Annotated in this window: 13 protein-coding genes; 2 read left to right on the top strand and 11 right to left on the bottom strand. The window is 46.1% G+C overall.

Translation table 11 applies throughout. From position 1 onward, the window contains the following. Positions 1 to 4: 4 nt before the first annotated feature. From kdpA to IGK14_RS05480, 11 genes are all read right to left on the bottom strand, one after another. Positions 5 to 1,681: a potassium-transporting ATPase subunit KdpA gene (gene kdpA / locus IGK14_RS05530; RefSeq protein ID WP_010747901.1), complete on the bottom strand. Its 1,677-nt coding sequence runs from the start codon at positions 1,679 to 1,681 to the stop codon at positions 5 to 7. 259 nt (positions 1,682 to 1,940) lie between these two features. After that, entirely contained in the window at positions 1,941 to 7,430 is a 5,490-nt protein-coding gene (locus IGK14_RS05525; RefSeq protein WP_438711812.1) for a bacterial Ig-like domain-containing protein, read from the bottom strand. A gap of 27 nt (positions 7,431 to 7,457) precedes the next feature. Further along, a complete protein-coding gene (locus tag IGK14_RS05520; RefSeq protein ID WP_311955104.1) occupies positions 7,458 to 7,940 on the bottom strand; it encodes a LytTR family transcriptional regulator DNA-binding domain-containing protein in 483 nt (160 codons plus the stop codon). Next, positions 7,877 to 8,185: a hypothetical protein gene (locus tag IGK14_RS05515; RefSeq protein ID WP_438711810.1), complete on the bottom strand. Its 309-nt coding sequence runs from the start codon at positions 8,183 to 8,185 to the stop codon at positions 7,877 to 7,879. The genes IGK14_RS05520 and IGK14_RS05515 overlap by 64 nt, the downstream gene beginning before the upstream one ends. Positions 8,186 to 8,800: 615 nt before the next feature. Then, positions 8,801 to 9,835 (bottom strand): DUF916 and DUF3324 domain-containing protein, encoded by a 1,035-nt coding sequence (locus IGK14_RS05510; RefSeq protein ID WP_142962726.1) that lies wholly within the window; start codon positions 9,833 to 9,835, stop codon positions 8,801 to 8,803. A gap of 111 nt (positions 9,836 to 9,946) precedes the next feature. Then, on the bottom strand, positions 9,947 to 10,594 hold the full coding sequence (locus IGK14_RS05505; protein WP_142962727.1) for a WxL domain-containing protein: 648 nt from the start codon (positions 10,592 to 10,594) through the stop codon (positions 9,947 to 9,949). Continuing rightward, complete coding sequence (locus tag IGK14_RS05500; RefSeq protein ID WP_142962728.1) at positions 10,591 to 10,899, bottom strand: LPXTG cell wall anchor domain-containing protein; 309 nt, start codon at positions 10,897 to 10,899, stop codon at positions 10,591 to 10,593. The genes IGK14_RS05505 and IGK14_RS05500 overlap by 4 nt, the downstream gene beginning before the upstream one ends. 14 nt (positions 10,900 to 10,913) lie before the next feature. Then, a complete protein-coding gene (locus IGK14_RS05495) occupies positions 10,914 to 12,383 on the bottom strand; it encodes an adhesive domain-containing protein (protein ID WP_438711808.1) in 1,470 nt (489 codons plus the stop codon). 102 nt (positions 12,384 to 12,485) lie between these two features. Continuing rightward, positions 12,486 to 18,992, bottom strand: coding sequence for an Ig-like domain-containing protein (locus IGK14_RS05490; RefSeq protein WP_438711807.1), 6,507 nt, complete (start codon positions 18,990 to 18,992; stop codon positions 12,486 to 12,488). Continuing rightward, positions 18,989 to 19,420: an Ig-like domain-containing protein gene (locus tag IGK14_RS05485; RefSeq protein ID WP_260603259.1), complete on the bottom strand. Its 432-nt coding sequence runs from the start codon at positions 19,418 to 19,420 to the stop codon at positions 18,989 to 18,991. The genes IGK14_RS05490 and IGK14_RS05485 overlap by 4 nt, the downstream gene beginning before the upstream one ends. Further along, positions 19,417 to 21,840, bottom strand: coding sequence for an adhesive domain-containing protein (locus tag IGK14_RS05480; RefSeq protein ID WP_438711805.1), 2,424 nt, complete (start codon positions 21,838 to 21,840; stop codon positions 19,417 to 19,419). The genes IGK14_RS05485 and IGK14_RS05480 overlap by 4 nt, the downstream gene beginning before the upstream one ends. 984 nt (positions 21,841 to 22,824) lie before the next feature. Here IGK14_RS05480 and IGK14_RS05475 point away from each other — a divergent pair. Beyond that, positions 22,825 to 24,138, top strand: a complete 1,314-nt coding sequence (locus IGK14_RS05475; protein WP_438711803.1) for an LPXTG cell wall anchor domain-containing protein — start codon at positions 22,825 to 22,827, stop codon at positions 24,136 to 24,138. A 216-nt stretch (positions 24,139 to 24,354) separates the two neighbouring features. Further along, complete coding sequence (locus IGK14_RS05470; protein WP_194194742.1) at positions 24,355 to 25,239, top strand: Rgg/GadR/MutR family transcriptional regulator; 885 nt, start codon at positions 24,355 to 24,357, stop codon at positions 25,237 to 25,239. Positions 25,240 to 25,242 lie beyond the last annotated feature (3 nt).

The following is a 25,242-nucleotide window of genomic DNA, read 5'->3' as shown; positions in this document are numbered from 1 at the left end:
TCTCCTATTTCGTTGTAAAGAAGTCTGCGATTGGACCTAAAGCCATCGCTGGTAAAAAGCTCAGTGCACCGATCACGATGATCACAATGATCAGCATCGTGACAAAGACTGGACTCGTGGTTGACAAGGTTCCTTCATTACGAACGGTTTTCTTTTTGGCCCCCATGTTTTCTGCCAGATATAAAATGGCTGCGATGGGAACGAAACGTGAAACGAACATCAAGATACTACCCAAACTATTTAGGAAAACAGTATCTGCGGTCAAGCCGCCAAAGGCACTCCCGTTATTGTTGCTGAAGGAAGTTGCTGCATACAACAGTTCGCTAAAGCCATGGGCGCCTTGGTTGGTTAGCCAGCTCATGATGTCAGGATGCAAGGTCATCAACATAGCCCCGAAAAGAGTCAGTAGCAATGGCGTCAAAATAACGATACTCGTCATTTTAATGTCAAAAGCTTCGATTTTTTTGCCGATATATTCAGGTGTTCGTCCGACTAATAAACCAGCGATAAAGACCGTCAATAATAGAAAAGCGATCATGCCATAAAGTCCGCTTCCGACACCACCAAAGATGATTTCCCCCAGCTGCATCAAGAACATCGGGATCGCACCCCCGAGTGGTGTGAAACTATCCAGCATGGCATTGACTGATCCATTGGAAGCAGCGGTGGTACTCACTGCCCAGAGACTCGACCAACCGATACCGAAACGTACTTCTTTGCCTTCTAGATTGGCATTCCCAAGCACTTGACTGAATTGCGGTCCATAAGCTTCACTGATCACTACGCCAATAAAAGCCAGGATCAAAAAGACGGTTGCGGTGATCAAGATCGTACGTCCTTGTTTCCACTCTTTGATCCAAAAGCCAAAGGCAAAAATCAAAGCAGCTGGCAGCAACAAGATCGCTAAGTTTTCTAAAAAATTACTGAACATCGTTGGGTTTTCAAATGGATGAGCAGCGTTGGCGCCAAAGAAACCGCCGCCGTTAGTCCCTAATTGCTTGATGGCGATTTGACTCGCTACTGGTCCGAGCGCCATCCAAAAGGATTCTCCCTCAAATCCATTGACTTCCACGCCGCTACTGAACGTTTGAACGACACCTTGAGACAGGAGCAAGATCGCTAACATCAATGAAAGTGGCAAAAGGATATAGAGCAAGGAACGGGTGATGTCTTGCCAAAAATTCCCTACCGTACGTTTTTGTTTTTGCTGCAGCCCACGAATCAAGGCACACAATACGGCTAGTCCTACTGCCGCTGACAAGAAATTTTGCACCGTTAATCCTAATGCTTGGGAAAGATTGGTCAGTGCTTCTTCCCCAGCGTAAGCTTGCCAGTTCGTGTTCGTCACAAAACTGACGGCTGTGTTCAATGCTAAGTCAAAGGACATATTCTCAACGGCTGCCCCTTGCGGTAACCAGTGCTGAACCATCAATAATCCGGTCAAGCCGATGATGGAAAAGACACTGACGGCCAAGACGGACAATAGATAGGTTTTGGCGGTCATTTCTTTTTTACTGACCGAACCAATCACTCGATAGGTCAACCGTTCAATGGGTTGAATAAAGCGGACAAACCGCGGTGTTTTTCCTTGCATGATTTCTTTGATATACCAGCCCAAAGGAACCGCTGCTGCTAGTAAGATCAGTAAAAATAAAAAGCCTTGCACAAAATAGCTACTCATCGTTCTCCCCCCTCAAACAAGTACCAAAAGAGATAGATCATTACGATCACTCCGATTATTCCTAAAACAAGATTCATATTCTTCACTCCTTCATGACGTAAGCATACGCAAAAAGAAATAAAAATAGTGTAAATCTTCTGCTAGCATCTTTATATCTTCTTTATACGGCTGCTTATCGGACAAGAAAACCGCAATACAGCAGGTATTAAAAAAAACAGCGGATATTCTTCACGATATCCGCTGCTAGAGTCATTGCGACTTATTTCGTTTTTCTGCTTTTGTTCGTGTGTTTCTTACGAAAGAAGACGATCCCCGCTAGAGCAACAAGGCTCACTCCTGCAATCGAATAGCCTTGAGTGATGGCTGTACCAGTCTTTGGTAGCACCCGTTTGTCCTTTGCGGTCGCTTTGGTTTGTTTGTCAGTCTGCCCTTCATCCGTTGGTTTTTGTTGCCCTTTGTCAGAATCATCTTTCTCTGGCTGCTGATCGTCCTCCTCTGGTTCTTCTGCTTTTTCAACGACTTTGATCGTCGCTGTGGCGGTGACTGCTTCTTGTGAGCGAGTACCAAATAAACGTGCGAAAAAGTTAGGAGTTGCTGCTTCATCGGTTACGATTGAATAAGTGACTTGATAGGTGCCCGTTTTCTTCGTATCCACCGAACCGTCCACCAGTAGTTGCTCCAATGCGAGTGACTTACCGTCACGATCTGTAGCGGAGACAAAATTGTCGGCTGCTGTCCAGTTGTCACCGACATAAATCACGCTATCTTTCACAGTCACAGACGTTTGATCTGCCAACACGGTGATCGTGGCAGTTGCTTCGGCTTTGCCATTTCGATAAATGACTTGGTATTTTCCAGGCACATCAGTATTGACTGTACCGCTAATCAATACTTGATCATAATCGACTGCTTGTCCGCTTTTATCTGATGCCGAGACAAAATTATCGACGGCTTGCCATTTCTCTCCTTCATAGATTGTACTATCTTTTGCTACGACCGTTTCTTCGTGAGCAACCACAGTGATTGTCGCTGTGGCGCTGACTTTTCCATTCGTATAAGTGACATCGTATGTGCCTTCTTGATTGGTATCGACGGTACCAGTAACGATTACTCCTGATAATTCAACCGTTGCTCCCGTTTTGTCTGTGGCTGAGACAAAGTTGTCGGCAGCTTCCCAATCGTCGCCGACATAAAGAGTACTGTCTTTGGCTTTGACACTCGTTTGATCTGCCAATACGGTGATCGTCGCTTTCGCCTCGGCTTTGCCATTGCGATAAATCACTTCATATTTCCCTGGTGTGGCGCTATCGACTGTGCCTACTGTTGTGATATCAGTCAGTTTTACTGCGTTGCCGTCTTTATCTGTTGCCGACACAAAGTTGTCGGCAGCTTGCCAGTCATCGCCTTCATAAATCGTACTGTCTTTAGCAACTACCGTTTCTTGGTTGGTAACAACCGTGATCGTCGCCGTTGCTTTTACTTTGCCGTTTTGATAAACCACTGGATATTGACCTTCTTTGGAAGTATCAACTGAACCACTAACCGTCACTCCTGAAAATGGTACATTCGCTCCTGTTTTGTCCGTGGCTGAAACAAAGTTGTCGATTGCTTGCCAGTCATCTCCGACATATAAGGTGCTATCTTTGGCTGTAACTGAAGTTTGATCAGCTAGAACAGTGATCGTCGCTTTCGCTTCAGCTTTGCCGTTACGATAGATTACTTGGTATTCTCCTGGTACTTTCGTATCCACTTCACCACTGGTGGTGACTTCTGCCAAGCTTAACGGTTGTCCCTTCTTATCCGTTGCTGAAACAAAATTATCCGCAAGCTCCCATGAATCTCCAACATAAAGTGTACTATCCTTGGCAACGACTGTTTCTTGATTGGCAACCACGGTGATCGTCGCTGTTGCTTTTTGATTGCCGTTTTGATAAACCACTGGATATTGACCTTCTTTGGAAGTATCAACTGATCCCCTAACTGTCACTCCTGAAAATGGTACATTCGCTCCTGATTTGTCCGTTGCCGAAACAAAGTTATCCACCGCATGCCAGTCGTCCCCGACGTATAAGGTGCTATCTTTTACTTTGACTGATGTTTGATCAGCTAACACGGTGATCGTTGCTGTCGCTTCGGCTTTGCCATTGCGATAAATGACTTGGTATTCTCCTGGTGTGTCCGTATCAACTTCGCCGTTGATGGTCACTTCTGCGATTGTCACTGCGTTGCCGTCTTTATCCGTTGCCGATAGAAAATTATCAGCTGCTGTCCATGCATCGCCTACATATAACGTGCTGTCTTTGGCTGCTACCGTTTCTTGGTTGGCAACCACGGTGATCGTCGCTGTTTGACTAACACTGCCATTGATGTATTTGACTTCATAGGTGCCAACGTTTGTCGTGTCGACCTCGCCATTGACTGTGATTTCCGAGAAAGTCAACGCATTGCCGTGTTTGTCTGTCGCTGAAACAAAGTTGTCTTCAGCATGCCATTCATCTCCCACGTAGATCGTGCTATCTTTGGCGTCGATCGTCGACAAGTCTTCTTCTGGTGTGATACCGACAGAAAGATGATTGCCCGTCCGATTCACTTGCACCTCTTTACCAAGCTGAAGTTCCTGTGGTATGACGTAACCTTCTGGGACGTAGGAAACATAAAGCGTATAGTTCCCCGTATAAATATCAGTTAATTGGTATTCTCCATTTTCATCCGTTACGACAGAAACGATATCTCCTGTCAATTGATTCCAAAGCGTCAAAGTAACCCCCGCAATCTTCTCAGTTGGTTCTTCGGTATTATAAACATCAAGCGTCGCATTGGTTTTGTAGATGATCCCGCTGGAATCGCCTGCCGAAAATTGCAGATTGGCCACCGTCGAGGTAGCCGTCCGTTTGGCTTCCGACAAGGTATCGATCGTATCAGAAACGATCGTGGCTGAGGCTGAGATTTGGCCGGCGTTTTGTGAAAGGACGTTGTAACTGATTTCGATATTTTTCGTTAGAACATAGTTTGAAAAGACAAGCTGTACGTTCCCATCAACTTCTTTGACTTCATAGCTGTCATCTGGCACATTCGAAACAGTGATCGATCCTAAATCGATTTCGCCATTGGTGTTCCCTAACGATTTTAGAAGGATCGTTGGATTTGCTACTTTTTTCGAGCCATCATCGATATTTTTTGTCGTGACCTTGACCTGCGTCATGTTTTTCGTATTATTGACGGTATTTTGCGTAATGCCAATAATATCTGTCGCCGTATTGGATACTGAAACTGTGGCTGTGCCTTGTTGATTATTAGATAACGGTTCTTTTGCATAACCAGGTACATAAATCGTACTCATTTCCTGCCATCCATTGGCGTATTGATAAGCAATAATGTAGCGTCGATTGGTCGTCCCAAAATCAAAGGTATAATAGTTGGTTTCTTCATCATGGGTGATCGTTGGATAATTCGGATCGCTTTCCTTCATGGCTTGGTTATCATAATAGCCACGATCCCAATACTGTGGATAAATACCACTGACTTGTTCATTGGAAACATCGATGATCGAAAACACGACATCGGTATTTTTCGGTACATGAGTTTCAACGGTCAAATCACTGATGGTATCTTGACGCGCGTTGACTAAAAACTGATTCTTACTGCTTTGGAGCGTGCGTTCAGAGTACAGTTTCCTACCGGTATAGACGGAGGTGTGAACCGTGTCAAGTCCCGTTGCGGAAATCGTGATTGGAATTGTATCATTAGGAATCGATTTTGTCGGTGCTAAACTGTCTGGCACGTAATTGAAGCCAATATCAAATTGAACGGAATAGGTAATGGGCGACGTAAAAGTGACCATCGTTCCGCCTGCTACTTCTTCAATCGTATAATCTTTTCCTAATGTGTAGTAAAAACTAACTTTTGGTACCTTTCTCAAAGAAAGATACTCTGGGTGTTTAATAAACATTTGCAAATTTTCGATTGGTTGTGAGTTACTGCCTTCGATGTTGATGGAAGTATCACTCATGTAAGCACCATTTTGATCATAATTTCCCCAAGCCGTTTCAGCATTGTTGGGATTAAGAACACTGATTGGTTCGACATAGTTGTCTTCAACGATTTTGAATTCTCTATTGGCGATCAACGGTGTCGAGACATTAAGAATGATATCTTTCTGATCAAAGGGTACGGTTATGTTCGTGGAACCAAGAGTGAGATTGCTGTCTTTTGTAGCGGTCACAATCAGTTTGTCCCCATTATTTTCGACAGAAAAATAATCCGAAAAAGTCACATTTTGATAAAAGGCGTCTCTTGCTGTTAACTGTTTCGCTGTGATCGGCTGTCCGTTTTGACTCGAAAGGATGATTTGTTGACCAGCTTTCATCTCCGTCGGCATTTGATGAATTGATACATAGTAGTTTCCTTTAGAAAGGCCGTTCATAAAACTGGCAGAAGCAACCCCCATATAATACCTAGAATCGACTTCTTTTTCATCTTTGCTGGTTTTTGCGATAAAGGAAAACCCTCTGTTTTGGGCAGTTGTTTGTTTTAGCTGTACCGAACCAAATCCGGTCGTTGGATACCCTTTTGAAAAAGAAGGCGTATATTCCGTCAGCTCGGTCAAACTCATGGTGAATTGATAAGAAACCCCATAAGCCTTTTGTTTGTCCATCTGTTTGACTTCAACGGCAGTATTGTAAAGACTATTTGAAGTGATTGTATAGTCCGTCCCTTCGACTAATGCTGTCTGTGTTTCTGGTTTGATCTTTCCTTTGATATCCACCTCATAGCTGAAAACTTTTAACGGTTGGGTCTCAATCTTTTTGAAGGAAGCCCCCGGCGTATCAACCAAATTCAGTGAAAGAGTTTCCGTTCCAGATAATGTCCGATCGGTATTGTAGTAGACCATTCCTTCCATCCCAAAGACATTTTTTTCTGACACATATTGAATCGGATCGACCTCTTCATACAAATCAATCGCATAGCTTGTCTGGTTTTGATCGCCGATCTCAATCGTTAGCTGAGGCTTATCTTCTGAATATAGATAACTAGTCAACTCGATCGAAAAAGAGGCATCATGAACCGATTGATTAAACGTGATCATCAGTTGATGAGCTGCACTATCTACAGCCCACGATGCATTGATCGCTTCATTGGTTCCTTGCACATCACTAAAGCCAAGGCCTTGCGGCAAGTCAAAAACAGCAGTGGTGCCAGCGAAATAATCTTTGTCATTGATTTCAAAATCCAATTTCAGTTTCACTGGACTATTGTTTAAGATTCGTGTTTCTGCCGTTCGGCTGAATTCTTCGCCAGCAATGGTCAGCAGGGTACCTTTTTCCAAAAGTTCTTGGTCATTGATGCGCGTGCTGACACGAGGTGTGTGTTGCTCTTCTTTGGTTTCTTTTGAATCGGATGTTGAAGAACTTTCTTGTCTCGCATGGCTAGAATCTTCCGTTATATTTGAGGAAGCCGATGTGGTCGTTTCACTTGGTTCCGTGTTTTCTGAACCAGCTGATGATTCCTCTTTGTTCGCTTCGGAAGAATAATCTGTTTCAGCATCCTCAGCTGCTTGTGCTTCGTTTCCGTTAGCATCATTTGTCGATTCAGTCATCGTTTCTAGTAGTTGATCGGATTTGTCTAGCGTGTTGACGGTCTGTTCTTGTTCGGTTGTTTCCGCTATCGCCATGATCGGAGTGATCACTTGAGTGATTCCTAGTGCGGTAACAACGATCCCATGACGAATTCTTTTGCTTCTCTTATTCATTTTTTCCTCCAATAAATGTATGTAGTTTTAACTGATTGCCTTACGGATTTTTTTCCCGACTTCTAACTCTTCTCCATTAAAAAAGCACAAAACATTGTTTGTTCGATCGATCATTTTGATTTGTCGCGCATTGATAATGTAGGATTTAAAGACGTTATAATACTCTGGCAGCTCTAATTGTTTGATCACCTTCAAGGAAGTTTCGAGGAATTCGATCGATTTTTTTTGGTGAAAAGCGATTCGGTTTCGCTCTCCTTTGATCGTTGTAATATAGTTGATTGCTTCTGCATCAACCACCATCAACTCTCTTTTACTGACGATTTTTAATAAGTGCTTTTTTCCGAGTAAAGATCGTTTGACTTCGATCGCTTCCGTTAATAAATTTCTTAGCTGCATTGCCACCTCCTTTTCTTTTGTATCGATGATCCCTAAAGGACAGATAAGATTCAGCTTCTTGATTTCGATTTTGGAGGCATAGGCACCATAAAAAGCGATTTGACACTTTTGCATTGTTCCCTCAAGCTTCCTGCTAATTGAAAACTTCGATCAAATCCTTTCATTTCGATGGAAAATAAGAAGAGATCGTTCACATCTGTTAGGTATCCGTCAAGAAAAGGGGCTAATTCTTCAGGTGAAAGAATCTCAACTAAAGAATGCGGAACACGACTTTCCGTAATCATTTTCTTCATCAAATTCCCATTAAAAAAGTTGTCATCTACTATATAAACAGCGAAATTGCTCAAATTTGCAGACATCTTAATTCTCCTTTTTGCATCATTTCTAATTGTATTCTTAATCAAAAATGCCTGCTTGCACTTTCAAACGAATTAACGAAACATTCATGCAAAAAAGGTAGTTTAAATTAAAAACAAAGTAAGAAAAGACGCTGTAATTGGTCTAAACCTATTATAGATAAAAAGACACGCTAAAGAGTTTTCTTAAAGCTTTTATAAGGGAGTAAGCGTAGCCAACAGAAAAATATTATGTTTTTTTAACAATATCTATGAAAGAATTTAAGGGAAGCGGAAACATTATTATGTAAAGTTTTATGATAATTTCATGTGAAAAAAAACGATCAGAACCCAACATCACAAACGTTATTTATTTTCCACTGGATGCTTCTCTCCTTTCAATGATTGAAGAACAATTATTCATCAGTGATGACATGAACTCCTATTGGTGAATGTCAAAATTCCCTCTTCACTGTTCTCAACAAAACGTGCGGAACACGAAAAAACCATTTATTCTCAATGATAAATGGTTTTCTTTCCTGATTCTTTTTATGAGTGGTACTGCTTTTAGCTATTTGAAAACATTTTTTACTATAATAGTAGACTTTTCCTGCAACCACCGTTGATTTCCACTACCTGCTAATCATCACTTTTATTCAATGCTCGCTTCAGCTTACGATTATGCCAAATCAAATAGGCGATGATCAGACATAAAACACCACCGATCAATAAATAGAGAAGGATCGGCGAAGAGGTTTCTTCAATACTGACATCTTGCTCGTTTCTTTCTTGCGCTTCTTGCCTTTCAACTTGGAAAGTGGGCTCTCCTTGCCATTGTTGATCAGCTGCTTTGAGGGTCGTTTTTATTTCATACTCTCCTGATTGCAGTTCGTTTCCATCTAATGGCAGTGCGTAATTCATTAACGCATTGGGCGCTAATTGGACCTCTTTTTCCCCTTTGATCGCTGTTGCTTGTCCATCATGAAACACTTCATAAGCAAGCGTGGCCTTGCTAAGATAATTTGCCGCTGTATTTTCCACCGCTACGATGATGACATTGCGGCGATTGATTTCTTCCAGATGAGCTTCCTCAATCCGGACCGCTAGTGGGATGTCGGTCTCTTTGTTACGGAGCAACACCGCCACTTCTCTGGCTAGTAGGTTTTGGACATTACCTTGAAATTCTTCACTGCCGGTTTGCTGGACGTATAGTCCCCCTGCCAAAATCCCATCAAAGGATTCAGATGGCATCTTGACTGTCAAGGTGATTTCTTTTTGCTCATTAGGGGCTAACGAAAGGGTTTCATCACTTAAGGTGACGAGTTCTTCGATCGCGTATGGAGCAGAAGGCGTTGCTTCTTCATTTGCCCCAGAGTACTCAACGACACCCGTCATGTTCGTGACCGCTCGATTAAAGGATAGCTGTAGATTGATTGGTTGCTCGCTTTTATTGGAAACCATGACCGCTAGTTTTTCTTCTGCCTTGGGCTCCAGCAACAAATCATAGTACATCAGCTCTTTGTCTTGCTGTGACTCTGGCAATTTGATTTGAACATCGAAGGTATCAAGCGAATCTGCTGACCCCGTACTGCTCGTACCAATGAAAAATAAGACCGTTAGAATACTTACTACCCAATACTGAAATCCTTTGCCTCGAACTTTCTTCTGATGCATCCTGTCAGATCCTTTCTACACAAAATAGGAAAGAAAAATCAGCTAGCATAAAAAGCAGCCGCTCAGGCAAGCTGCTTTTTTTCTGCTAACTGTTACGCAATGACTACTGCCCTATGGGGTCGTCGGTGCACTGCTGATCGTCCAAACGAGGGTCGTTTGGTAGGTTGCTGATTGTTTTTCCGTATTGGCTGGGATCGAAAGGGTAAATTGTTCTAAAGGCATCGACGTTTCACCAATCCCTTCGCCAGCATTGGCGGTCAAGAGCGCATACTCATTGTTGATCGCCGCAAAATCAAGCTCGCCATTGGCAATATCACTGGTTCCTGTTGGCGGCGAACTCAAGTTATTGGTCAACGTCCCCGTATCTACCGTTAATACCGCACCGTCCAACGTGCTGTCTCCTGCCGTAAATTGGGTTGCTTGCCGTACTTTGATCGCCCAAGAAGAGTTCGCCTGTCCTCGGTTATCGCTGACCGCAACTGCCCCTCTTTGCAGCGTTGACCCATCCCCAGGTAGTCCAGTTCCATCCGTAGTAGCCACCCATGTTTCGGCATTTTCTGTTTGGATTTCATGGGCACCAAAATCTAAATTCGTTGGTAGCTGCGTATTGGGATCACTCCCGCCTTTATCCGGGTCAAACACGATGCCCCCAGAGGTATATTCTACGACACCGGTCGTGTCATCTGCTTGCACTGTCGCACCAATGCTAAGGGCAGTCAATACCCCCAATGCGCCTATTATCGTTTTCTTTGAAATCATTTTGCCATCCTCCTTTTTTTGATGAAAATGATCAATGTCAGACTAATGAAGAATCCGCCTATTACGGGCAGCCAAAAGTGATTGGTTTCTGCAAGCTGTGGCAGCGGTTCTTCTGCGTTAGTAACCGTTTCTTGACTGGTCGGTGGTTCAATTTCTTCATCAATGGAATCACTGCTAGCTGTTTCCGTTGGTCCTTCATAAAACTCAATGTTGCCGGTCGTCGTATTGGCTACTGCTGATGGAACGATACTGTAGAAACTGCCGATCATCAAAATCAGAAGCAGCACAAGGGAATTTTTTTTCATTCTGCTCTTCCTTTTCAAGGTGTATCAGAAACGGTCCACACGACTGTGGCGCGATACTGACCTTGAAATTTAGGTGTTTTCTCAGGTACAAATAAATTGAACTGGGAAAAATTAACAGTCAGTCCACCAGTCGATGCCGCATTTTCCAACGTCACCACATTTTTTTCGACATTTTGCTGCAGGGCAATCGTTGCATTATCAGGTAAAACCACTCGACCGTCTGTAAATGACGAATTGACAGTTCCAAGCTGAACCCTTAATTCGGCAGCTGGCAATGTTCGCGTACCATTGACCCAATTGGTGGATTGTCTGACCTTGACTTGCCATTTTTTCTGACGATTGCGGGTATCATTGATCCGTAAAATCCCAGTTGTAGCTGCTGCGCTTTGGTCGCCGTTGGCGGTTGCCCGCCATGTCTCACTCTTTTTCGTTTGAATGGCATGTCGGCCAAAATTCAGCTGAGTCGGCAGATTCGTCCGATCCATCGTCAGTGCTTCGACCATGAAATAAATCATGGTTTGGCGACTACTGATATTTAGCGCACTAAAGTTCAAGAGATTGATGTCCGTCGGCTTTGCCTTCAACAAAGAAGCCGAAAAATTGGCGGTCCAATTTGCGGACAACTGTCCTGGACCCGAAAGTAGCGTCGGAATTTGAACATCCGTTGCTCCTAAAACAGCTGCATCCGCCATTTGTTCTTGAACGGTTGCCAAATTGTTCAACGCTGACGTTACGGTGCTAAGCAGGGTATTCAGCAACCCTTGCAGCAATGCACGAACGACGCCACCAATATCGATGCCGATCACTCGGATCTGGGTATTTTGAATCGCCGTGCTTAAATTCCGTAAAATTTGCGGGACATTGGTTCCTAAAACGACACCGAGGTTCGAACTCATATTGGCATACAACGCTTCTCTTTGGGTGGTGAACTGCAACGGACTGCTTATTTCTACATTTCCTAAATTACCAACGGTTTTTAGCAAGGAAATTTGCTGATTGACAGCCGTTAAATCGATTTGCACGATCCCGAGATTGAGATTTAAGGAGCTGGTCAAGGAATCAAGCGCTGTTAAGATCGCATTCAAAAGCGGGACATTGGCAATATTGACTGTGGTCGACGTTTTGATAGCTGCTGATCCATTGGCACTGATGCTAGTTCTCAACTCTACGGGGATCGCCAACAAAGCAAATTTATCCTCACCGTTGACATTGACAGAAGCGTTCAAACCCCCGTTCCCTTTGATCGAAAAAGTCACTGGTCGATTTGTCACACTGCCTGGCCACGGTGCACTTGCTGAAGTACCACTTGTATTGGCACTCGTCAAATTGCTTAAAATTTCCACATCTAATACGTTCACAGCCGCCTCGGCTTCTTTGGTCGTTGTTAATAGATACAAATTGACGAAACTGATGCTGGTCAACAAGAAAATCAACTGAGCGATCGTCCATTTGTAAAAGCGTTTTCCCCTCCTTCTGCTTTCCATACCATTTCTAACCCTTTCTTTACGAAACGATGATCAATGCTTCAACGTTTTGATTCACTAGAGATACCAGCGGAGGATGTCCACTCCGCTGGTAAAGTGATGCTATTTTTGCTGGTCTTTTTTCTTTCTTGCTTTGAAGAACAAGCCGATTCCTCCGACAACGAAGACTGCTGCTCCAATCACTGAAGCATACCAAGTTCCTTCTGATCCCGTTTTCGGTAAGAATTTACTTCCCCACCAGCTTTGGTTGTTATTGTTGCTGTTCCAATTATTGTTTCCCCAATTGCTCCAGTTGCCCCAAGCGCCGTTGCTTCCGTCGGTACCATTCGTACCATCAGAACCATTGGTGCCATCCGTGCCATCGGTACCGTCCGTGCCGTCAGTACCATCTGAACCATCCGTGCCATTGTCACCCGTTGGTACCACGATTGGTGTTGCAGCACTGCGGTATTCTCTGCCACCTGCTGTTACGATCGCCACAACATCAAGGGTTTCTTCTGGTGAAACATCCTCTGGATCTAATGTGATGCTAAACGCACCATTTCCATTGGTCGTTCCAGTTCCAACAACGTCACCTGCTTCATTCAAGATTTCGATCGTCGCATTGGCTGGTCCATTCCCGAAGACTGGATAGCCATCGGTAGGATTGCCAGTGATCGTAGCAACCGGTGCATCAACCGTCAAAGCATCGACTACGGTCGTCGTCGGATCACTCAGGGTTTCGCCATCTGCTAAAGCAAGAACCGTAACGGTTTCATCTTCCGTCGCTTCCGCGGATAGCTCAACACGCCAGTCGCCATTTTGATCGGCGATCGTTGTGATTGGTCCTTCAGCCGCGAAGATGGTCAGGAATCTACTTGTTAACGGATCGCTGATGGTAACGGTGATCGTAGCACCTGGCTCACTCGTTCCGCTGATCGTTGTATCACCAGCCGTGACTGGGTCAATAGTTGGTGTATCTGTCTTGATGCTTTCATCATCGACAGGTACGACAATTGGTGTCGCGTTACTGCGGTAGTCATCCCCGCCAGCAGTGACGATCGCCACAACCGATAAGTTTTCTTCTGGTGCGACATCCTCACTAGTCAATGTGATCGTATAGTCACCATTTTCATCGGTAGTGCCTGTTCCTACGACATCCCCCGCTTCATTCATAATTTCAATCGCTGCATTGGCAGGCCCGTTCCCAGTTACTGGATAGCCTTCTTGGGAATTCCCAGTAATGGATGCTGAAGGTGCGTTGACCGTGATGCCATTAACAACGGTCGTTGCTGGTTCACTGGCGGTTTCTCCTTCGCTTTGCGCCACTGCTGTTACGATTTCATCTCGAGAAACTTCCGCAACGTCCACTGACCAATTTCCTGCTTCATCTGCTTCGGTTTCAACCGCTTCTTCTCCTGTTACCGTCACGGTGACCATCGCTCCCGCTACAGCAGTACCAGTGAAGGTCGTGTCACCAGCTGTGACTGGTTCGATGATTGGTGTAGCGGTTTGATCGATCGTATTCTCAACGGGCACGACGATTGGTGTCGCATTACTCCGATAGTCTTTGCCACCAGCGGTAATGATCGCAACGACGTTCAGTGATTCTTCAGGAGAAACAGCTTCACCAGAAAGCGTGATCGTGTAGTTGCCATTTTCATCGGTAGTGCCTGATCCAACGACTTCTCCCGCTTCATTCATGATTTCAATCGCTGCATTTGGTGCTGCCATCCCCGTCACTGGGTAACCATCCTCTGGATTGCCAGTGATGGACGCGGTCGGCGCTGAAACCGTGATGCCATCCACACTCACTGTGATTGGCGCGCTAGGATCTTTTTCAGGTGATTGTGCCACAACAGTGACGGTATCACCCTCCGCAACTTCAGGTACCTCGACTGTCCAATTGCCCTCTTCGTCCGTTTCGGTCGTGATCGGTTCATTTTCACCAATCGTTACCGTCACCGTTGAACCTGATTCGGCAGTCCCGCTGATCGTCGTATCGCCAGCTTTGACTGGATCGATCGTTGGTGTTGCAGTTTGTTGCTCTTCTTGATCCAAAGGTACCACGATCGGTGTCGCGTTACTGCGGTATTCTTTGCCGCCAGCTGTCAGAACTGCAACGACGGTTAAGCTTTCCGCTGGTGCAACAGCTGTTGGTTCAAGAGTGATACTGTAGTTTCCTTCTGCGTCTGCAGTTCCTGAACCGACGATTTGTCCATCGCTATTCAAGATTTGTACGGTGGCATTGGTTGGTGCCGTTCCCGTTACTGGATAGCCGTCCGTGCTATTGCCTGTGATCGTTGCACTAGGAGCAGTGACCGTCAATGCACCTACACCAACTGTGACTGGAGCGCTTGGCTCTTTGTCAGGTGATTGTGCCACAACAGTGACTGCATCGCCTTCAGAAACTTCTGGTACTTCTGCCGTCCAATTGCCTTCGTCATCCGTTTCAGCCGTGATTGGTTCCGCATCTGGTACGGTGATCGTCACGGTCGAACCTGGTTCAGCCGTTCCGCTGATGCTGGTATCCCCCGCCGTGATTGGATCGATCGTTGGTGCTGCTGTCTGATCCACTACCGTATCTGCTGGTACGATGACCGCTGTTGGATTACTGCGGTACTCTTTCCCACCAGCTGTAACGATGGCAACGACGTTTAAGGTTTCTTCTGGATCGACAGTTCCAGCAGTTAAGGCCACTGTATAGTTGCCGTCTCCATCGGCAGTGCCTCTTCCAACGACTTCATTGGCTGCGTTCAAGATCTCGATCGCTGCATTGGCTGGTGCTGTACCAGTCACTGGGTAGCCATCCGTGCTATTGCCGCTGATGGAAGCTGTTGGTGCTGCGACAGTCACTCCTTCAACGATGACAGTGATTGGATCACTTGGGTCTTTGCCGTCACTGTCTGCGACGACTGTGATGGTATCCCCTTCAGACAATTCTGGCACATCGACACTCCAGTTGCCTTCGTCATCTGTTTCGGCGGTTTCTTCTGTGCCATCCGGTAGTGTTACAGTTACAGTTGAGCCTGGTTCGGCGGTTCCGCTAACTGTTTCATCGCCTGCTTTGATTGGATCAACCGTTGGTGCCGTTGTTTGATTTTCACCCGGTTCAGCTGGCACCATGATTGGTGTCGCTGGACTGCGATAATCCTTGCCACCAGCTGTGACCACCGCAACCACCGTCAAGTTTTCTTCAGGAGAGACGTCTTCACTGGTCAAATTGATCGTGTAAAGCCCTGCATCATCGGTCGTACCCGTTTCAACTATCTCGCCAGCTTCATTCAAGATTTCGATGGTCGCATTCGCTGGTCCTGTTCCAGTCACTGGATAGCCATCCGCTGCATTGCCGCTGATGGTCGCACTAGGTGCTGTCACCGTTAATGCCCCGACCGTGATCGTTGCTGGTGTACTTGGTGTTTCATTTTCTATTTCTGCCACTGCCGTAACAGTCGTTCCTTCGGAAAGCGCTGGTACCTCAGCTTGCCAATTGCCCTCATCGTCAACTTCAGCGGTGATTGGGTCTTCCTCACCGACCGTCACGCTGACTGTTGCTCCTGGTTCGGCTGTTCCGCTGATTTCTGTTGCGCCAGCCACTGCTGGATTGATCGTTGGTTGACTACGGAAGTCATCCCCACCTGCGGAAACGATGGCAACAACACGGACTGTTTCCCCCGCTGATGCCTCTTCACTGGTCAAGGTAACGGTGTAAACGCCATTCTCATTGGCTGCCCCTCTGCCAATCACTTGATCATCAGCATTTAAGATTGCGATTGCCGCATTGGCTGGTGCTGTACCAGTTACTGGATAGCCATCTGAACTATTGCCAGAAATCGTTGCCGTTGGTGCTGCCACGATCAGCCCTTGCACCGTCACTGTTACTGGTAAGCTTTCTGTTTTGCCGTCTGCCAAGGCAGTAACTGTCAAAACATCATTTAGAGAAACCGTCGGCACAGTTGCCGTCCACTCACCTTCGTCATTCGCTGTTGCAGTAACAGTATCACCGCTTGGCAGTTCAACGGTTACCTCTGCTCCTGGTTCAGCCGTTCCGCTAACGGTTGTATCCCCAGCAACCACTGGTGCGACAGTCGGTGCTGCTGTTTGGTCTTCTGCGTTGTCTTCTGGCACCACGATAGTAGTTGCTGGACTGCGGTATTCTTGACCGCCAGCTGTTACCACTGCCACCACTCGCAAGTTTTCTGCTGGAGAAACACCTTCTGTCAAGGTGATCGTATACTCACCGTCTCCATTGGCAGTGCCACTGCCCACCACTTCACCCGCATCATTTAAGATCTCAATGGCTGCGTTGGCTGGTGCTGTCCCTGTAACTAGATAACCGTCAGTACTGTTGCCAGTGATCGTTGCCGTTGGTGCTGCCACGTTCAAGGCACCGACACCGACACTGATTGGTTCACTTGGGTCTTTGCCTTCAGCTTCCACAACCACTGTGACCGTGTCGCCTTCTGAAAGCTCTGGTACGGTGACCGTCCAATTGCCTTCCTCATCCGTTTCGGCAGTCACTGGATCTTCTCCTGGAATCGCTACCATCACCGTTGAACCAGGTTCGGCAGTTCCTCCAACAGATGTATCCCCTGCTTGCACTGGATCGATCGTTGGTGTGGTCGTTTGGTCTGCTGGGACCACGATGGAAAGCGGCGCACTGCGGTATTCATCGCCGCCAGCTGTTACCACTGCTACCACCTGAAGTGGTTCTGAAGGATCAACATCACTACTGCTCAAGGTGATGCTGTAGGTACCCTCCCCATTTGCTTCGCCACTGCCGACAACCTCATCGGCTGCATTTAAGATCTCAATCGCTGCATTCGGCGTGGCCGTTCCTGTAACTGGATACCCATCGGTACTATTGCCGCTGATCGCTGCTGTCGGTGTCGCCACACTAAGTGGATTTACGACGACTGTTGCTGCATCACTTGGTGTTTCCCCATCGAGGGTCGCTACCACGGAAACTGTTTCTCCTTGAGAAACCTCGGGCACCGTTGCCGTCCAATTGCCTTCGTCATCTGCTTCGGCAGTGACTGGCTCTGCGTCCCCAATCGTGACTGAGACTGTCGCGCCAGGTTCAGCCGTACCACTAATGGTCGTGTCGCCGGCTGTCACCGCTTCAATGGTTGGGACTGCAGTTTGATCCAAAGGTACTGTGATTGGTGCAGCCGCACTGCGGTAATCTTGACCACCGGCTGTGAGTACCGCCACCACCCGTAAGGTTTCAGCTGGAGACGCATCATCACTCGTCAACGTGATCGTATATTGGCCTTCGTCATTGGCAGTGCCAGTACCTACTACTTCGTCATCGGCATTCAAGATTTCGATGGCTGCATTGGCTGGTGCCGTTCCCGTTACTGGGTACCCATCGGTACTATTGCCACTGATCGTCGCGGTTGGCGTAGCAATCGTCAATCCATTGACCCCAACACTGATTGGTGCACTTGGGTCTTTGTCTGGTGCTTGTGCGACCACTGTGACGGTTTCTCCTTCAGAAACTTCAGGAACTTCAACCGTCCAGTTGCCCTCGTCATCGGCTTCACCAGTCACAGGTTCTTCACCTGGGATCGTTACCGTCACCGTAGCGCCTGGTTCGGCAGTCCCACTGATCGTCGTGTCCCCTGCATTGATTGGGTCGATGGTTGGTAATGCTGTTTGTTCAAGCTCATCTGCTGGGACCGTCACTGGTGTGACAGGACTGCGGTACTCATCCCCGCCAGCTGTTACGATCGCAACGACAGACAAGGTTTCTTCTGGTGCTGCATCGGCTGGTGCAATGGTTACCGTATAGTTTCCATCCCCATCGGCTGTGCCAGTACCAATCACATCGCCTGCTTCATTCAGTACTTCGATCGCTGCATTCGCTGGAGCAGTCCCCGTGATTGGATAGCCATCGGTACTATTGCCGCTGATGATCGCTGTCGGTGCTGCTACGGTCACTCCTGCGACTCCAACGCTGATTGGCGCGCTTGGCTCTTTGCCTTCGGCTTGCGCAACGACCGTAACTGTATCGCCACCAGAGACTGCCGGCACTTCTGCAAGCCAGTTTCCTTCGTCATCCGTTTCAGCCGTTACTGGTTCTTGATCGGTGATCGTCACAGTAACCGTCGACCCTGGTTCTGCCGTTCCGCTAATCGTGGTATCCCCTGCTGTGACCGGATCGATCGTTGGTGTCCCTGTTTGTTCAATGTCTGCTGGTACGGTGATTGGTGTGGCATTACTGCGGTAGTCTTGACCGCCCGCTGTCACAACTGCCACTACCCGCAAGGCTTCTTCTGGCGCCACATCGGCTGGATCTAGGGTCACGGTATAAGCACCCGTGTCATCCGCCGTCGTGCTACCAACAACATCGCCTGCTTCATTCAAAATCTCAATTGCCGCATTCGGTGTCGTTGTTCCGCTGACTGGATAGCCATCCGTGCTATTGCCTGTGATGGAAGCGCTCGGTGCACTGACCGTAACACCATCAACGGTCACGGTAATCGGTGCACTTGGATCTTTGCCTTCAGCTTCGGCAACGACTGTTACCGTATCGCCTTCTGATAATTCAGGAACCGTCGCTTCCCAATTGCCTTCGTCATCGGCTTCTGCCGTGATCGGATCGCCTTCAGGCAGCGTGATCGTCACTGTGCCCCTGGTTCAGCCGTTCCGCTGACAGTCGTATCCCCAGCTGTTACTGGGTTGATCGTTGGTGTTTCCGTCAAGTTTTCTACATCATCTGCAGGAACTACAAGCGGTGTGCCTGTACTGCGATAGTCTTCACCACCAGCCGTCACGATCGCTTCCACCCGCAAGTTGTCGCCAGCTGCCACCTCTTGAGGATCAATGGTGATCGTGAAGTTGCCTTCATCATCGGCTGTTCCACTACCAACGACATCGCCTGCTTCATTCAAAATTTCAATCGCTGCATTGGCAGTCGCTGTTCCCGTTACTGGATACCCATCTGTGCTACTTCCAGTGATCGTAGCCGTTGGTGCCGCCACGGTTAAACCGCTTACACTAACGGTGATTGGGGCACTCGGATCTTTGCCTTCAGACTCAGCTACGACCGTCACGGAATCGCCTTCTGCCAATTCAGGAACCGTTGCTTCCCAGTTGCCTTCATCATCGGCTTCAGCCGTGATTGGGTCGCCTTCAGGAGAAGCGTGATCGTTACCGTGGCCCCCGGTTCGGCTGTCCCACTAACAGTTGTATCTCCAGCACTGACTGGATCGATCGTTGGTGTTTCCGTCTGCAGGATATCTGCAGGCACCACAACAGGTGTTGGGTTGCTTCGATAGGTTTCGCCGCCAGCGGTCACAACCGCCGTCACATTCAAGGTTTCTTCCGCGGCAACATCCGCTGGATCTAACGTCACCGTATAAACGCCATTCTCATTGGCAGTACCTGTTCCGACAATTTCGCCATCCGCATTGGTGATCTCAATGGCCGCATTTGGTGCAGCTGTTCCAGTCACTGGATAGCCCTCTTGACTATTTCCTGTGATCGAAGCCGTTGGGGCATTGACCGTCAAGGCGGACACGGTGGTACTTGCTGGCTGACTTGGTGTTTGTCCTTCTAGTTCGGCGACAGCTGAAACCGTATCGCCCTCTGACACTTCGTCCACATCAACACGCCAATTGCCCTCTTCATCGGCTTCCGTCACGATCGGATCTGCACCGTTGACGGTCACAGTAATCGAGGCACCAGGCTCAGCCGTTCCGCTGACGCTTGTATCCCCGGCAGTCACTGGTTGGATCGTTGGTGTTCCCGTTTGTTGCTCGGCATCGTCTGCTGGAACGACGATTGGCGTATTGCCACTGCGGTACGTTTGACCGCCAGCAGTAACGATTGCAGCAACATTCAAGTTTTCATTTTCTGCTACATCTGCTGGGTTCAACGTGATACTGTAGTTGCCGTTCTCATTTGCCGTGCCAGTGCCAACGACTTCACCCTCGGCATTGGTGATTTCAATGGCTGCATTTGCTGCGGCTGTCCCCGTCACAGGATACCCATCGGTGCTGTTTCCTGTAATCGAAGCCGTTGGGGCATTGACCACTGGTGCTGCTACCGTTGCCGTCGCAGGTTCACTCGCTGATTCCCCATCCGCTTCCGCTACTGCTGTGACTGTATCACCTTCTACCAATTCAGGGACATCGGTCGTCCAATTGCCGTCACCATCTGCGGTTGTGGTAATAGGTGCACCGCCGTTGATCGCCAATGTGATGGCTGCGCCTGGCTCAGCTGTTCCGCTGATCGTCGTTTCCCCTGCTGTCAGTGGATTGATCGTTGGTGTATCGGTTTGATCTTCTGGTGTGTCTGGTGCAAACCAAATCGAGTTATTGCCGTCAGCATCCGTAAATAAATCAATGGTGATGAGGTCAAGCTGAGACATCGTTGCTTCGAAGCGAGCTTCGTAAGGAGTGGAAGGATTCGCCACACCATTTTCAACCAATTGTGCATAGGTCGGACTGGTAACATTCGTTGGAATCACCACGTTTGTTTGACCTAAAACAGAAGCAGAAGCGACTTGATCTGCTAGATCTGTCGTAGCATTCAAGACATTTTGAGCAGTTTCAACCGTGCCATTTAAAGTCGCTTTGGCGGTATTGACTGTTGTTTGAACCAGTGTATTGATTTGTCCGATTAATGTGCTTATTCCAGGAATTCCACTGGCACCATCTAGAATACTGACTTGAATCTGTGCCGCTTGTAAATTATCAAGAATTTGATTGATGCGCTGATTGACAACGATAAATAAACCATCATCCACATTGGCAATCAGGGCACGTTCGTTTTCGGTTAATCCAGCTGGAACTTCAAAATTCGCTTGGCCAAATTGTCCAAGTTGATTTAATAAGTCTAACTGGGTCGTAATTTCAGCTAAGTTGACGGAGATCACTTGGCTGACATCCACGATTGAAGCCGCCGTATACAACGGATTTGGTACGCCGGGTAGGATTGTTGGCGGAATATCCAATGCGTCAGCTAAATTTTGATTGACGATCCCATCCACCGTACTGATCAAGGTATTGACTGCTGGTGTGACTGTCCCGATCAAGGTTTGCAAGGCTGGGAAATTCCCCAGTTGTAGTGTCACATTGGTGGAAATCGACGCATTTCCTGCGAGTTGAACCAAACCAGTAAGCCCTTGAGGAACCCCAACAACTGCGACTTTATCCCCATTCAAGACATCAACCGTTACTGCATTTGATCCAGAAATCGATAAATTGACTTGGTTCGTTGCCCCAGGCGTTGCATAAGGTGCAGACGCACTCGTGCCTGAGTTATTAGACGCTGTGATATCTGAGAAAAGTTCAGCTGAAACCAAAGCAGCTTCAACCGTCGTTGGTGCCCATAACAAACTTGCTGGCACGACCACCGTACTCGTCAACAGCATCCCACTGACAGTTAAATTCGCAATAATGTTTTTCTTTGTTCGAACGCGTGTGTTTTTCTTTGAATCCATGAGCTTTTTGTAATTAATGCCTTTCATTCATTCTCCTCCTGTTCGAAAAAATTTAACCGACAAAAGATAAAACTGATGATCTCTGGAATGATTCCTGCCCCCTTTTAAACCAGATGAAAATCTATTTCAACCCAACACCCAAAGGCATAGAGAGAAAACAAAAGTTACCGATCGCAAAGCGAAGATTTTTTCGCATGCTTTCTGAAAAACCCAGTGATTTTTGTTCAAATCGTTTCACAGCATTTTAGAACGCACTTGTGAAACTTAGAAATTAAATAACTAAACAAACACACTGTTTACCAAAATTCTAGCAAATTTATTTCTTTACAACAAATTATAAACACGATAAATAATTAAAAAAAAACTGAAATTAACGTTACAAAACATAAAACATTTATTTTATAAACAAGCACATATTATTTATATTTATCTTATAAACGGGTGCACAACGATAAAAAGTTATCATTTTTTATCAAAAAAAGCATCTTATTCCTTATAATTAATCAACATAATGAATACGATTACATTTGTCTCTTTCTACGCAACAGGAGAGAAAAACGATGATGTTGTTTTTTCTTGTTTTCAACCCCGTTTTTCACCTGAGAAAATAAAAAAAACAAAAATAATTTGGGCGTTTTTCACGATATTGTCTAAAATAACTCTTACCGACGAAAAAAAGGGCTCGAAAAGCTCCCAGAACGTTCTGTGAAAAAAGGAATGAAAATCTCCTATTAAAATCGAGCGTGCGCAATCATGAAATGAAATTTCTTCAACCACCACCTACTTTTTTCTTTCAGGGAAATTCTTCAGTAGCTATTTGGTCTTATATTTTAGACGTAAGCGTTCACTCGCTTCTTTTTGTTTATACTTGCAGGTAAGAAGGAAACGCTGCTGCCCAATCGTCTTCTTCTAATACCACATAAGGAGCATGAGAAGATGGATTGGTTAGTAATGATTCTTGTATTGATATGTCTTAGTTTTGTCTGAGAAAGAAATGTAAGGGAGAAGATTATGAAAAAAGAAATCGTAACAAGTTTAATGACCACCGCAATTTTAGGAACCTTCACTGTTAAAACCTGCTTCGCACAGGAAAAAAGCGCATCATTTTTGACCGATCCAATCACTCATCACGTCTTATTAAAAGATGGTGATTATTGGTATGACGAAGGCAAAGTCGTTCCCAAGGAATATGCGGAGCAACTGATTGCAAACGAGCAATTAAGTAAACCTACACAGGAGCCCGCTCCTCATCCGACTATGCAAGTTCCTTCACAAAAACAACCAGTATGTCAACCACAGCAGATACCAGCGCTGAAAAAACAAAATGAGCAAACTATTCCTACCTCAAAAGAACCATTTGCCGTTCCAGAAATGAAACCTGACGAACCCGAGCAACCTGCATCGACTATAGAACCCATAAAAACGCCTCAAGCGGTCCCGCCTGCTGTTCCAAAACCTTCAGGTAAAGTGGCACAAGAGGTAATACCTACGAGCGCTCCCCATGCTGTACCTGGTGCTACGCCAACTCTCATAAACAAGAAGCAGAAATTGCTGGTTCCGACGAAAACTCCAATTGCTGTACCTGAGAAAATTCCTGCTCCTTTAGTACCCATTGATTCTTTGGTGCCGAATAAAGTGCCTTATGCTGTACCTAGTGCTACACCACCTGTGATCAACCAGAAACAGGAATTGCTGGTTCCGACGAAAATTCCGATGGCTGTACCTGAGAAAATTCCTGCTCCTTTAGTACCCATTGATTCTTTGGTGCCGAATAAAGTGCCTTATGCTGTACCTGGTGCTACGCCAACTGTAATCAACCAAAAGCAGGAATTTCTGGTTCCGATGAAAATTCCGATGGCTGTACCTAGTAAGATACCGACACCTTTAAACCAAACGGAATTCCCGCAACCTGGAATTCCTGTCAATGCTGAACCTAAAGCAATGACGATTGTTCACCCTAACGGAAAAGAACAGATTGCAGCCCTTCCGTCATCTAAAGCAACGACAACGAAAAATTTGGATAACGGCATTCATAGACAACAGAAAAGCAACACTCCTTCTAGAGTCAAATCGATCAGAAAAAAACTTGTTCAACAAAGACCTAAAGAACTATCTAAGAAAAACTTTGACAATACTGAAGAGCGCGAAAATACCCGACTAAATCATAAGCAACAGATCAAATCATACACTGCAGCTGACAATAGCTATTTACCCAAAACAGGCGAAAATAGTCTTTTATCCTTTTTGATGCAAGCTGTTGGGATAATGGTCATTGGAATTGCTGGACTACTTTTCTTTCGAAAGAAAGGTCGCCATGAGAAATAAAAAAAACGTGAGAACCCGGCGTTCTCACGTTTTTCAATTGATTTGGTTTATATTTGTATCTGTCTAACTAGCAATCATCACAAAAACTACCAACTGTTTTCTCATGAAATAAGTTGAGGTCTGAAATATAAGACCTTTTTAATTCCTACACTGGACTTGTTTTACTATAATGGGGATACATGATTTCATTAATTCAATGAGAGCGGAGGCTTTCTTATGTATGGCGAAACGATCAGACAAATCCGATTGAAAAAAGGCTTCACCCAAAAAGAAGTCTATGGCACGATTATTTCAAAATCCTATGCCATCGAATTTGAAAAAGGCAAGCATCAGATTGCTGCCAACCTACTGTTGCAAATCTTAGAAAATCTATCAATGGATATCGATGAATTTCTCTATATCGCAAATGGCTATCGGCTGGATGAGCAAAACAGCTACAACCATCGGTACACGCAATATTCAAACAAGCACGATATCAACCAGTTACAACTTCTATTACAGGAGCTGCAGCAAACCTCTAGCCGATTGAACAATGTCCGCATCGCGGAGGTTCGCTCACGGATTCGCATGCTGCAATGCTTGGCAGAGCATGGCGTCTATCGGAAACGTGCGGTTTTGGAATGTGATCGTCAAACGATTATCTCCTATCTCGTTGATGTTGAGAGCTGGACGTTACAAGAAATCCAACTCTTTGGCAACACCATCGATCTTTTGGACAACGACCATAATTTCCTCTTCTTTAAAAAAGTATCCAAGATGCTCGAATACTACATCGATATGGAAAAAGGTCGGGAAATCTATTGCGCACTACTGATCAATTTGATCGAATATACGCTAAAACACCAGCAATACGATGCGACGGAAGTTCTCGTCGTCCAGTTAAAACTTTTGGCGACAGACTACAAAGAATTTTTCCACCAAGCCGTCTGCAAGTTTTTCCAAGGCGTGTTGCTCTTAAGAACCGGTGACAAAAAAGCAGGCAAAAGGATTACCACAAAGATGCTAGCTATCATGCGAGAATTGGATCAAGGTGCCCTTGCCGATGATTTTGCTTTGCTGCTGGATGATGACTACCTCCGAGCATTTGCCTCCTCCGAGTGATAA

Source organism: Enterococcus sp. DIV0970a (assembly GCF_051711265.1).
Classification (GTDB): domain Bacteria; phylum Bacillota; class Bacilli; order Lactobacillales; family Enterococcaceae; genus Enterococcus_D; species Enterococcus_D casseliflavus.
The sequence above is the reverse complement of the archived record's forward strand: the minus strand, read 5'-3'. Positions and strand labels throughout refer to the sequence as shown.